Annotated in this window: 10 protein-coding genes; all 10 read right to left on the reverse strand. The window is 69.1% G+C overall.

Annotated features, from left to right (window positions below; translation table 11 throughout):
- Positions 1-30: 30 nt before the first annotated feature.
- The 10 genes from murG to G7Y54_RS08700 all read right to left on the reverse strand — a co-directional run bounded on the left by murG (position 31) and on the right by G7Y54_RS08700 (position 11,599).
- A complete protein-coding gene (gene murG / locus G7Y54_RS08655; protein WP_165078919.1) occupies positions 31-1,107 on the reverse strand; it encodes an undecaprenyldiphospho-muramoylpentapeptide beta-N-acetylglucosaminyltransferase in 1,077 nt (358 codons plus the stop codon).
- The gene (gene ftsW / locus G7Y54_RS08660) at positions 1,089-2,282 is read right to left on the reverse strand and encodes a putative lipid II flippase FtsW (protein WP_165078920.1); all 1,194 of its coding nucleotides are present in this window, start codon (positions 2,280-2,282) and stop codon (positions 1,089-1,091) included. The genes murG and ftsW overlap by 19 nt, the downstream gene beginning before the upstream one ends.
- Complete coding sequence (murD, locus tag G7Y54_RS08665; RefSeq protein WP_165078921.1) at positions 2,279-3,598, reverse strand: UDP-N-acetylmuramoyl-L-alanine--D-glutamate ligase; 1,320 nt, start codon at positions 3,596-3,598, stop codon at positions 2,279-2,281. The genes ftsW and murD overlap by 4 nt, the downstream gene beginning before the upstream one ends.
- A gap of 9 nt (positions 3,599-3,607) precedes the next feature.
- Positions 3,608-4,684: a phospho-N-acetylmuramoyl-pentapeptide-transferase gene (mraY, locus tag G7Y54_RS08670; protein WP_165078922.1), complete on the reverse strand. Its 1,077-nt coding sequence runs from the start codon at positions 4,682-4,684 to the stop codon at positions 3,608-3,610.
- Positions 4,674-6,095: a UDP-N-acetylmuramoyl-tripeptide--D-alanyl-D-alanine ligase gene (gene murF, locus G7Y54_RS08675; protein WP_206214937.1), complete on the reverse strand. Its 1,422-nt coding sequence runs from the start codon at positions 6,093-6,095 to the stop codon at positions 4,674-4,676. The genes mraY and murF overlap by 11 nt, the downstream gene beginning before the upstream one ends.
- Entirely contained in the window at positions 6,092-7,552 is a 1,461-nt protein-coding gene (locus tag G7Y54_RS08680) for a UDP-N-acetylmuramoyl-L-alanyl-D-glutamate--2,6-diaminopimelate ligase (protein ID WP_165079075.1), read from the reverse strand. The genes murF and G7Y54_RS08680 overlap by 4 nt, the downstream gene beginning before the upstream one ends.
- 2 nt (positions 7,553-7,554) lie before the next feature.
- Complete coding sequence (locus G7Y54_RS08685) at positions 7,555-9,726, reverse strand: penicillin-binding protein (RefSeq protein WP_165078923.1); 2,172 nt, start codon at positions 9,724-9,726, stop codon at positions 7,555-7,557.
- A gap of 90 nt (positions 9,727-9,816) precedes the next feature.
- Positions 9,817-10,125 carry a hypothetical protein gene (locus G7Y54_RS08690; protein ID WP_206214938.1) on the reverse strand — a complete coding sequence of 103 codons (309 nt, stop codon included), beginning with the start codon at positions 10,123-10,125 and terminating at the stop codon, positions 9,817-9,819.
- Positions 10,122-11,111 (reverse strand): 16S rRNA (cytosine(1402)-N(4))-methyltransferase RsmH, encoded by a 990-nt coding sequence (gene rsmH / locus G7Y54_RS08695; RefSeq protein ID WP_241159430.1) that lies wholly within the window; start codon positions 11,109-11,111, stop codon positions 10,122-10,124. The genes G7Y54_RS08690 and rsmH overlap by 4 nt, the downstream gene beginning before the upstream one ends.
- 17 nt (positions 11,112-11,128) lie before the next feature.
- On the reverse strand, positions 11,129-11,599 hold the full coding sequence (locus G7Y54_RS08700) for a division/cell wall cluster transcriptional repressor MraZ (RefSeq protein WP_165078925.1): 471 nt from the start codon (positions 11,597-11,599) through the stop codon (positions 11,129-11,131).
- Positions 11,600-11,656 lie beyond the last annotated feature (57 nt).

The following is an 11,656-nucleotide window of genomic DNA, read 5'->3' on the forward strand; positions in this document are numbered from 1 at the left end:
AAATGCGTCCCTGAAAAGTCCCGGCGTCTTTCAGCGCGCCACGGCCGTGAGCGCGTCCGCCACGGCGGCGGCGGCATCGGTGCGCGAAAGCCCGCGCGCCGCGCGGCCCATGGCCGCGAGCGCGGCAGGGTCGGCGAGCAGGCCCAGAAGCAGCGCCGCCATGCCCGTCTGCGGAAAGTCCCGCTCCTGCACGAGGCGCCCGGCGCCTGCCTGGGCCACCACTTCTGCATTGCGCGTCTGGTGGTCGTGGATGGCCGCGGGAAAGGGCACGAGCACGGACGGCACCCCGCCGGCGCACAGTTCGGCCACGGTGCTGGCGCCGGCCCTGCAGAGCGCGAGGTCCGCCCAGGCATACGCCTCGGCCATGTCGTCGATAAAGGCGCTCACGCAATCGGGCGCATAGCCCGCTTCGGCATAGGCCGCCCGCGTGGCGTCAAGGTCTTTCCCGCCGCACTGGTGACGGATCTCCACGCCAGCGGCCTTGAGCTCAGCAAGCAGCCCGGGCAAAAGCCGGTTGAGGCTGTGCGCGCCCTGCGAGCCCCCGAGCACGAGCAGCCTTTTTGTGCCGCGCGTCGCCGCGTCCTTGCGCCTATCCGCCACGCCGGCGATGGCCGCGCGCACCGGGTTGCCGGTGAGCACGCATTTCTCCGCCGGAAAGCCCTGCGTGCCGGGCAGGGAAACGCAGACCCTGCGCGCGAGCCGCGCGAGAACCCTGTTGCTCGTGCCGGCCACGGCGTTCTGCTCGTGGAGCACTGCGGGCACGCCACAAAGCCTGGCCGCCAGCATGGGCGCGAAGGCCGCGTAGCCCCCGAAGCCGGCCACCGCATCGGGGCGGAACCCGCGCACGAGGGAAAGGGCCTTGCCCACGGCCACGCTCATGCGCGCCGCGGCGCCCACGGCCCGCAGCCCCCGCCCGAGGAAGCCCCGCACGGGAAGCCCGGCGAACTCGATGCCCGCGCGGGCGCAGAGCCGTGCCTCGGGGCCGTACTCGGAGCCCACGAAGAGCAGCCGCGCGCCAGGCGTGCGCCGGCGCAGCTCCTCGGCGACGGCGAGCGCGGGAAAGATGTGCCCGCCCGTGCCGCCGGTGGTCAGGAGGATCTTGTCCATGCGCCCGCCGTGCGCGAAAAGTTGAGCAACAGGCCCACGCAGAGCATGGTGGCGATGAGGTTGCTGCCCCCATAGCTCATGAGCGGCATGGGCACTCCCTTGGGCGGCGCCACGCCCATGACCACGGCGAGGTTCATCACCGCGCCCATGACAAGGATGGTGGTGATGCCGAAGGCCGTGAAGCGGTCGCGCAGCTCGCGCTGGCCCATGATAATGCGGTAACAGCGCCAGAACAGCAGCGCGAAGAGCCCCATGACGATGGTCACGCCCACGAAGCCCATTTCCTCGGCGAGCACGGCCATGATGAAGTCGTTGTGCGCTTCCGGCAGGTAGAACATCTTTTGCCGGCTGGCGCCCACGCCCACGCCGAAAAAGCTCCCCGAGCCGATGGCGAGCAGGGACTGCACGAGCTGGTACCCCGTATTGTGCGCGTCCTGGAAGGGGTCGAGAAAAGCCAGCAGGCGCCTGAGCCGGTACGGCTCGGCAATGGCGAGGGCCATGGCGCCCGCGCAGGCGAGCCCCAGGGAGAAGAAGATATAGATGAAACGCGTGCCCCCGGCCACGCACATGAAGAACAGGATGCCCGCGAGCACCACGGCGCTCCCGAAATCGGGCTGAAGCAGGAGCAGGAAGCAGAAGAGCCCGGTCACGGCGAAGGGCGGGATGACGCCCCGGCTGAAGGTCTTGATGAGCTGCTGCTTGGCGCTCATGAAATAGGCGAGATAGAGCGCCAGCGCGATCTTCACGAATTCCATGGGCTGGATGGAGACGGGGCCCAGGCGTATCCAGCGCTTGGCGCCGTTGATGGAGGGCGCCAGCGGCGAAAGCGTGATGAGCACGAGCAAAAGCGCGAAAAAGAGCGCCGGATACTGGAGCCGGTAAAGCCAGTCGCGCGGCAAAAGCGCCGCGCACCAGAGCGCCACGCCGCCCAGCGCCGCAAACAGCACCTGGCGCTTGAAGAAGTGGTACTTGTCGCCGTTGGCCTGTTCGGCCACGATGCCGCTTGCCGAGAGCACCATGACGAGGCCCACGGCGAGGATGGCGAGAGCGATGGTGAAGAGCCACCAGTCAAAGGAGGCCGGCCCGTTCCCCTCCCCGGCATGGTTCACCGCCCGGGCCACGGGGCTCTTGGCCGGCGCGGTGGAAGCCTGGGGCTTCACAAAGACATTCTTCATGCCAGTTCCCCCACGATGCGCTTAAAATCGTCGCCGCGGGCCATATAGTTTTTGTAGAGGTCAAAACTCGACGTTGCCGGGGCGAGCAAAACGGCATCCCCGGGCCTGGCGGCGCCGGCGAGCTCCCGTACGGCTTCGGCGAGCGTCGCGTGCCAGCTCAGGGGCACCGCGCCCTCCCAGGCGCGCTCGAATTCCTCACGGCTCGCGCCGAACAGGCCAACCTGCACCACCTTTTCTCGCAAAAGCGGCACAAGGGACGCGAGGTCGCCGCCCTTGAACTTGCCCCCGCAGAGCAGGCGCACGGGCCGGTCGAAGGCGCGCAAGGCCACTTCCAGCGCGGCCACGGTGGTGCACTTTGAATCATTGACAAAGAGCACGCCGCCCCGCTCGGCCACGCGCTCCAGCCTGTGCGGCAGCGGGCGGAAGCCGGCCACGGCGCGGGCCGCATTGGCCTCGCTCACGCCGAAAAGCCGGCAGGCCTGCCACGCGGCCTCGGCGTTGAACGCGTTGTGGGCGCCCATGAGGCCGCCGCGCGGAAAGCGCGAGGGCCCCTCCTCCACCCAGACCTTGCGAGCGCGCACCGGCCATGCCGCTGAAAGCCCGCGCACGCTTTCGCCGAGCACGGCCAGGTCGCCCTCGTCCTGGCAACGGAACAGGCGGAACTTGGCCTCGGCGTATTCGTCCATATCCTTGTGGTAATCGAGATGGTTGGGCGAAATATTCAGCAGGATGGCCGCGCGCGGGCAAAAGGTGGAGCAGCCCTGAAGCTGGAAGCTGGAGACCTCGAGCACCAGCACGTCGGCCTTGCGCCCGGCGAGCACATATTCCGAAAGCGGCGTGCCGATATTGCCGCCGAGAAAGACCGAATAGCCCTGCGCCTGGAGCATGGCCGCCGCCAGCGAGGCCGTGGTCGTCTTGCCGCTGGTGCCGGTGACGGCGAGCACGGGCTCGTCATCCAGTGAGCGCCACGCGAGTTCCATCTCTGCCAATATCTCCGGCGCCCGGGCGCCCGGTGCCACGGTGGCCTCCACCAAGGGCTCGATGGCCGCGACGGGAAGGCCCGGGCTCGGGATGACCCACGCGGCGCCCGCGAACTGGGCCGGCGTGTGCTCGCCGAGCTGCACGTCCACGCCGTCGGCGCGCAGCTCCGCAAGCTGCGCTTCGCTCAGCGCGTCCATTTTTTTGTCCAGCAGGCGCACCTCTGCGCCCAGTTTGCGCAAGAGCCGTACTGCGGCGAGGCCCGACCGGCCCGCGCCCACCACCACGGCGAGTTCGCCCGCTTGCGGCCTCGGGCCGCGGCTGTGCTCCAGTGCCATTGTCGCTCCTCAGCGCAGTTTCAGGACGGACAGGGCCAGCATGCCAAGCAGGATGGAGAGTATCCAGAACCGGATGATGATCTTGGATTCCGGCACGCCCTTGAGTTCAAAATGGTGATGCAGCGGCGCCATGCGGAAGATGCGCTTGCCGCCCGTCCAGCGGAAATAGCCCACCTGCAGGATGACCGAGAGCGTTTCGGCCACAAAGATGGCGCCCACCACGGCGAGGAGGAGCTCCTGCTTGCAGAGCAGCGCCAGATAGCCGAGCACGCCGCCGATGGAGAGCGAGCCCACGTCGCCCATGAAGACCTGCGCCGGATAGGCGTTGAACCAGAGAAAACCGAGGCCCGCGCCGGCGAAGGCGGCGCAGAACACCGTGACCTCGCCCACGCCGGGGATGTAGGGCATGAGCAGATAGGCGGAAAAGCGCGCGTTGCCGGTCACATAGATAAAGATGGCGAACACCAGGGCCGCGATGACGGCGGGCCCGATGGCGAGGCCGTCCAGCCCGTCCGTGAGGTTGACGGCGTTGGACGCGGCCACCATGAGGAAGATGCCGAAGGGCAGGTAGAACCAGCCGAGGTCGGGCGCCCAATCTTTGACAAAGGGGATGGTGAGCCGGCTGTCGAAGGCCGGATTCTCCCAGAGCATCCAGATGGCGCAAAAGGCCACGAGGATCTGCGCGGTGAACTTGGCCTTGGCCGAAATCCCCTTGTTCTGGTGGTGCCGGAGCTTGGAGAGGTCGTCCCACAGGCCCACCGCCCCGAAGCCCACGAACACGAAGAAGGTCTGCCAGACATAGCGGTTGGCGAGGTCGCCCCACAAGAGCAGGCTCACGGCCAGGCTGAACAGGATGAGCAGCCCGCCCATGGTGGGCGTGCCGGCCTTGGCGGCATGCGCGGCCACATCCTCGTGGATGTACTGGCCGCACTTGAGGCGCCTGAGCCACGCGATGAAGCGCGGCCCCACGAGGATGGAAATGACGAGCGCGGTGATGAGCGCCGCCATGGAGCGGAAGGAGATGTAGCGGAAGACGTTGAACGCCGTCCATTCCGCTGCAAGTGGGGCGAACAGGCTATAAAACACGCCTTTCCTCCCTGCCCTGGCCGGCCTGGGCCTTTTCCAGCGCCGCAAGCAGCTCTTCCAGCCGGTTGGCGCGCGAGCCCTTGAAGAGCACGACGGCCCCGTCCGGGAACCTTTCTTCCCCCACCCACGCGCGCACAAAGTCCTCCGGGCCGGTCACGGGCGTCCAGCGGGGCGCGGTATGCGGATTTTCCGCCACAAGCCCCGCGCGAACGTCCTCGCCGTGACCGCCCTTCCAGTAGACGGCATCCACGCCAAGGCGCCCGAGCAGGCGCCCCAGCTCCGCATGGTGCCTGGCCGATTCCGCACCCAGTTCGCCCATTTCGCCGAGCACGGCCGCAAGCGGCAGCCCCGCGCCCAGAGCCTCCTCCGCCGCGGCCTCAAGCATGCGGCGCATGGAGAGGGGATTGGCGTTATAGGTGTCGTCGATGACGCGCCACGGCCCGAGCTCTTTGCGGGCCGAGCGCCGCGGGGGCAGGGGCGCCTCAGCAAAGCCCCGGCAGATCTCGTCTTCGGAAAGGCCGAGCAAATGCGCGGCCGCTGCGGCGGCAATGGCGTTCTCCGCGCCGAAGGCCCCGCGAAAGGGCGTGTCAACGCTGAAACTTTCGCCCGCCAACTCAAGACGGCAGCGTCCCGCCGCGCCGTCCTCCATGGCTGCCGTATAGGGCGCCCGCCCCTGCACCGTGCTGAAAAACACCGGGCTCACGCCCAAGGCTTTGGGTTCGGCCACGAGGTCCGCATAATCCGCGCTCACAAGGGCAGTCCCCCCGGGCGCCAGGTGGGCCAGCAGGCGCGCCTTGTGCCATGCCACGCCCTTGCCGCCAAGGCCTTCGGTATGGCCCGGGCCCACATTGAGGATGACGGCGAGGTCCGGCCTGAGGATGGCCGCGAGCTCGTCCATGTCGCCCTCATGGCTGATGCCGGCCTCCATGACCCAGAAGTCCTCGTCGCCGTCCGTATCCAGCACGGCGCACGGCATGCCGATCTGGTTATTGTGGTTGAGCGGCGTCTTGGCGGTCTTGCCGCGCACGGCGAGGATGGCGGCGAGCGCTTCCTTGAGCGTTGTCTTGCCGGCCGTGCCCGTGACACAGACGACTTTTGCGGCCGTCCTGTCGCGCCAATGGGCGGCGAGGCGCCCCAGGGCCTTGACGGTGTCCGGCACCACGAGCACCGGCACGCTCAGGGCCGTCACTTCCGGCAAAGGCCGGGACGCGAGCACGGCCCCGGCGCCGCGCTCCACGGCGGATGCCGCAAAATCGTGCCCGTCCACGCGCGCGCCCGGCACGCAGACGAAGAGCGCGCCCGGGGCGGCCTCCCGGCTGTCCGTGACAGCGCGGGCGAGCACGCGGCCCTCGTGGCCGGCGCAGGCTTCCGCAGGCAGGCCGAGCGCCTGCGCCATTTCCCCAACGGTCATTCGCACCGCAAAAGCTCCCGCACCACTTCCTGGTCGCTGTAATGGTGCTTCACGCCCTTGATGATCTGGTAATCTTCGTGGCCCTTGCCGGCGATGAGCAGGGCGTCCTCCCGGCCGAGCATGGCGAGGGCCCTGGCCGTGGCCGCGCGGCGGTCGGCCTCGACCACCACTTCGCGCGCGCCCGCAAGGCCGGGCAGCACATCCTCAAGGATGGCTTCAGGCTCCTCGTTGCGCGGGTTGTCCGAGGTGAGCACGGCCACGTCCGCATGGCGCGCCACGGCCTCGCCCATGAGCGGGCGCTTCGTCCTGTCGCGGTTGCCGCCGCAGCCGAAGACCGTCACGATGCGCGCAAAACCGGCCACGCGCAGGGCAGTGAGCACATTGACGAGCGCGTCCGGCGTGTGGGCGTAATCCACAAAGACATGCAGACCCTGGGGGTTATCCACCCGCTCGAGGCGCCCGCAGACTCCGTTGAAATCTTCCAGTGCGCCCATGGCCGCGGGCGCGAGCCCGAGCTCCAGCGCCATGGCCTGCGCGGTGAGCAGGTTGGCCGCGTTGAAGGCGCCCACGAGCGGCGAGCGCAGCTCCCACTCCTCGCCGCCGAGGTGCATGCGCAAATGCGTGCCGCCGGTGCCCGAGGAGAGCAGTTCGCCCCAGAGATGCCGCCGCCCCGGCGCCCCGCGCCCGAGCCCGTAGGAAAGCGCAGTGGGACAAAGCTCCAGCAGGCGCCGGCCCCAGGGGTCGTCGGCATTGACGGCCATGGCCTTGTCCGCCCGGGGGAGCTCGAGAAAGAGCCGCGCCTTGGCCTTGAAATAGCTTTCCATGTTTTCATGGAAATCGAGATGGTCCTGCGTGAGATTGGTAAAGGCCGCACCGGCGAAAGGAAGCCCGGAGACGCGCTGCTGCGCGAGCGCATGCGACGAGACCTCCATGAACACCATGTCCACGCCGGCTTCGGCCATGCGCGCGAGCATGGCATGCAGGGAGAGCGGGTCGGGCGTGGTAAGGGGCGCGGCCTCGCTGTGGCCCGGCCAGCGGTAGGTTACGGTACCGAGCACGCCCACCCGGTAGCCCGCTGCCGTGAAGAGGTGCTCCAAGAGGGCCGCGGTGGTCGTCTTGCCGTTGGTGCCGGTGATGCCGACCACGCGCAGGGGCAGTTCCTCCGTATGCCAGCGTGCCGCCGCGAGCCGCCACAGGGCCTCGCGCGGGTCCTCGTGGGCGATGAAGCGACAGGAGGGCGAACCCGCGCCTTGCGCCGCCTCCGGCCGGCAGACGACGATGCCCGCGCCGGCCGCAACGGCCTCCGGGATAAAGCGGCTGCCGTCCTCGCTCGCCCCGGGCACCGCCACAAAGATGTCGCCGGGGCACACTTGGCGCGAATCCGCGCGGACTTCACGCACGCCGGGGCGCTCGCCGGCACGCACGGCCGCAAGCAGGGCCTCAAAATCCCGTTCCATCATCAGCGCTCCGAGAGCCAGAGGATATAGTCGGCCCGTTTGCCTTCCTCGGGCCATGCCGTGCCCGCGGGCGGGCTCTGGCGCACCACGCGGCTGCCCGTGCCCTTGAGCTCGGGCACCACGCCCGCGCGGGCGAAAAGCTCCACGGCGTTGCGCACGGACTTGCCCATGACATCCGGCACATGGCTCGCGGCGCGGGCCCGGTGGCCCGGAAGGCGCATGCCGTCCTGCGGGCGGCGCGGGGCCTGCGCCTCGGCGACGGGCGGCGCTTCGGCCCCGGGAGCGGCGGCAACCGCCTTGGGCTCCAGATAGGGGGCGTCCATGCCCACGAGCTTGAGGCCCCGCCGGCGCACCGTGTCCTTGCGGGCGGCCTCGGCCACCTGCACCTCGGTGAGCGCGCCGGTATAGGTCAGCACGCGGCTGGCGATTTCCTTGAAGGCCGGGGCCGCCACCACGCCGCCGTACTGGTTGCGCGTGGGTTCGTCCACGAAGACCACAACGAGATAGCGCGGATCCCGGGCGGGCAAGAAGCCCACAAAGGAGGCCACGCGCTTGACGCCGTAGGTGCCGGCGCGGGCGTCGGCCTTCTGCGCCGTGCCGGTCTTGCCGGCCACCTCCACGCCGGGCACGCGCGCCCGCTTGCCGGTGCCGTCGTTCTCCTCCACCACGTCGCGCATCATGTCCATGACTTCGCGCACGGTCTTTTCGTTGAAGACGCGCTCGTGCGCCTCCTCCACGCCGCCCTCCTCGCGCACGAGGCGCAGGGGCTTGTAGATGCCGTGGTTGAGCAGGGTGAGGTATGCCTGGGCCATCTGGAGCGCCGTGACCGACACGCTCTGCCCGAAGGCCGCGGACATGACATCGGCCTCGCCCCAGTCCCTCGGGCGGCGCAGGATGCCCCGGCTCTCGGCCACGGGCACGCTGGTGCGCTCGCCGAAACCCAGGGCGTGCAGGTATTTCCACGACTGCTGGGCGCCGAGCTGGAGGCCGATCTTGGCCATGCCGATATTGGAGGAATAGCGGAGCACCTTGCTCGCCGGCAGGATGCCCTGGGTTGAGGTGTCGCGGATGGAGATGTTCTTGCGCTCCCACTTGCCGCCTTCGCAGTCGATGAGCGTGTTGGGCGTGACCTTGCGCTCCTGCAGGGCCGCGGCCATGACGAAGGGCTTGAAGGTGGAGCCCGGCTCCAGCGCGTCCGCTGCAAGGCGGTTGCGGTAGACCTGCGGCGAGGACTCGCGGTAGGTGTTGGGATTGAAGAAGGGATACTGCGCCCAGGCGAGGATGTCGCCGCTCTCCACATCCACCACGAGGGCCCCGGCCCAGCGGGCGTCGAACTCGCGCGCCGCGCGGGCCACGGCCTCCTCGGCGATGAACTGGATCTGCATGTCGAGGGTCAGGGTCACGTCCTGGCCGCGGGGCTCGCTCTGGCCCTCCTCGTTGAGGTAGAAGCGCCGGCCCATGGCGTCGCGCTGGACGATCTGGCGCACCGGGATGCAGCCGAGGCGCTCTTCCAGCGAGCGCTCGATGCCCTCGAGGCCCTTGTCGTCCAGGCCCACGAAGCCGAGCAACTGGCCGGCCATGTGCTTGAAGGGGTAGACGCGGTCATATTCCTTGCTCAGGCCGATGCCCGCGAGGTCGGCCTTGCGGATGGCCGCGGCCGTGGAGTCGTCCACCTTGCGGCGGAGCCAGACGAAACGCCTGCGCGTGCGCGAGAGGTCGTCATGGAGCTTCTGCGCGTCCACGCCGAGCAGGGGCGCGAGCGTGGCCGCGGTGCGCGCGAAATCCTCGATCTCCTGCGGCTTGGCATAGACCGAGCGCGCCTCCACGCTGCGCGCGAGCACCTGGCCGTTGCGGTCATAGATGAGGCCGCGCTTGCCCGACACGAGCTCCGAGGCCATGTGCTGCCGGCGGGCCTTGTCCGCGAGCTTGGGGCCCTCGATCATCTGGAGGTGCCAGGCGCGCCCCCAGAGCGCCACCCAGATAAGGCAGAATATGACCGCCACCGCATTGATGCGCCAGCGGCTCCAGTCCACGCCGGCGGCCCATTTGGCGAGGCGCGAGGCCGGGGCCTTGGCGGGCGCGGCCTTGCCGTCCTGCCATTTGGCGGCCTTGCGCGCATCCCGGCGCGGTGCATAGGTGGCGCGATTGCGCTTGCGTGACGAAAATCCGAGCATGCCTTCCTCCGCCCGGGCCAGCTTCCTTGCGAAGCGCGGCGCCGCGGCTTGCCGTGCCCTGTGTCCCTTGAGGGCGCGGCGGCGCGATCCTTAAGACTTGTCCATGCGGCGAACCTGGCCTGGGCCCGGCTCGCGCATGTCGAATTCCTGCGCGCGGCGGCGCAGCTCATAGGGCGAGAGCAGGCGCTCCCGCTCCACTTCCAGCTTGGCGCGCAGGGCCTGGCGCTCCCGCACCTCGTTCTGCGCGATATTGATGAAATACGTCGTATCCGTGCGCTCGATGCCGCTCCAAACGAGCACGAGCCCCATCACGGGCAGCCCCAGCAGCTCCAGCGCCAGCACGGCGAGCCAGCCGCGGCCCCCCTGCGGCTTGCCCTGGCCCTTCTTGCGGCTGTTCACGCCCAACCCCGCCGGGCTTCGGCGGCCGGCGCCTCGGCGATCTTTTCCACGGCGCGCAGCTTGGCAGAACTTGCGCGCGGGTTGGCCGCGACCTCATCCGGCGAGGCTGTGAGCGGCTTTTTGCTGAGCGGGCGCACCTCGGGCGCATGGCCGCAGCGGCACACCGGCACATGCCGGGAGCAACGGCAGCCTTCGGCCCAGTGCCGCATGGCCTGCTTGACCATCCTGTCCTCCAGCGAGTGAAAGGTGATGATCACGAGGCGCCCGCCCACGGGCAGCCACTTGAGGATAGAATCCAAAAAACGGCGCAGCTCGCCGAGCTCGTCATTGACGGCCATGCGCAGGGCCTGGAACGTGCGCGTTGCCGGGTGGCGGCGCGCCTTGGCACGCCATGCCGCCGGATAGGCCTGCGCCACCAGCGCCGCAAGCTCGCCCGTGGTGCCGATGGGCGCCTTTTGCCGCGCGTCCACGATGGCGCGGGCGATACGGCCGGCCTGCGGCTCCTCGCCGAGAGTGGCGATGCACTCCTTGAGGCGCGCGAAACTTTCGCGGTTGACCCAGTGCCAGGCCGAACGCTCCCCGGAGGCCGCGTCCATGCGCATGTCCAGCGGGCCGTCGCCATGGAAGCTGAAGCCCCGTTCCGCCTCGTCCAACTGGAGCGACGACACCCCGATGTCGAGCAGCGCCCCGTTGACAAAATTCCAGCCGAGCTCTTCGAGCGCGCCCGCAAATTCGCTGTACCGGCGGTGGAAGAGATGCGCGCGCTCCCCGAAGGGGGCCAGCCGCCCGCGCGCCAGTTCCAGCGCCTCGGTGTCGCGGTCGAGCCCGCAGAGGCTGCTTTCCGGCGCCCTCTCGAGAATGGCCGCGGCGTGCCCCCCAAGGCCCACCGTCCCGTCCAGATAGCGGCCGCCCGCCACGGGCGCCAGCGCGTCCAGCGTTTCCGCAAGAAGCACCGGCACATGCCGGGGCCGCAGCTCAGGCGCCATGACGGCCGCTTCGCGCATCACAGGTCAAGAACCACATTGCGGGCCGCCAGTTCTTCACTCACATCCACGTCAGGAAGATCGTCAAAGCGGTCCTGGGCCCAGACCTCGAACTTGTCGAGCATGCCCACGAGCACGGCGTCCCGCCCAAGGCCCGCGGCGCGCAGGAGCGGCTGCGGGATGCGCACCCTGCCCTGGCCGTCGGGCACCATCTCGTGCGCGAGGCCGATGACCTTGGTCTTGAAATTGGCGAGCGCGGGGGGCGGCATGCGCAGGGCGCCCAGCTGCTCCACTATGGTGTTCCACTTGGCGGGCAGGTACGCGGTGAGGTGGCCGTAATACGCGGTCAGCCAGAAGGTGCCGGCAGCCGGGTCAGCGGCGTCGCCCCCGTGCCCGGCCGCGCCCAGCGCGTCGAGAAATTTTGGCGGCAGCACAAGGCGCCCCTTGGCGTCCATGCTGCGGTAATAGCTGCCCGTGAAAAGTGCCGCCATAATCTACCACTTTTTTAACCAGAATCACCACTTTTTTCCACTTATGCCCCAGAGCTG

Origin of the sequence: Desulfovibrio sp. ZJ746, from assembly GCF_011039155.1 — a bacterium.
GTDB lineage: Bacteria > Desulfobacterota > Desulfovibrionia > Desulfovibrionales > Desulfovibrionaceae > Desulfovibrio.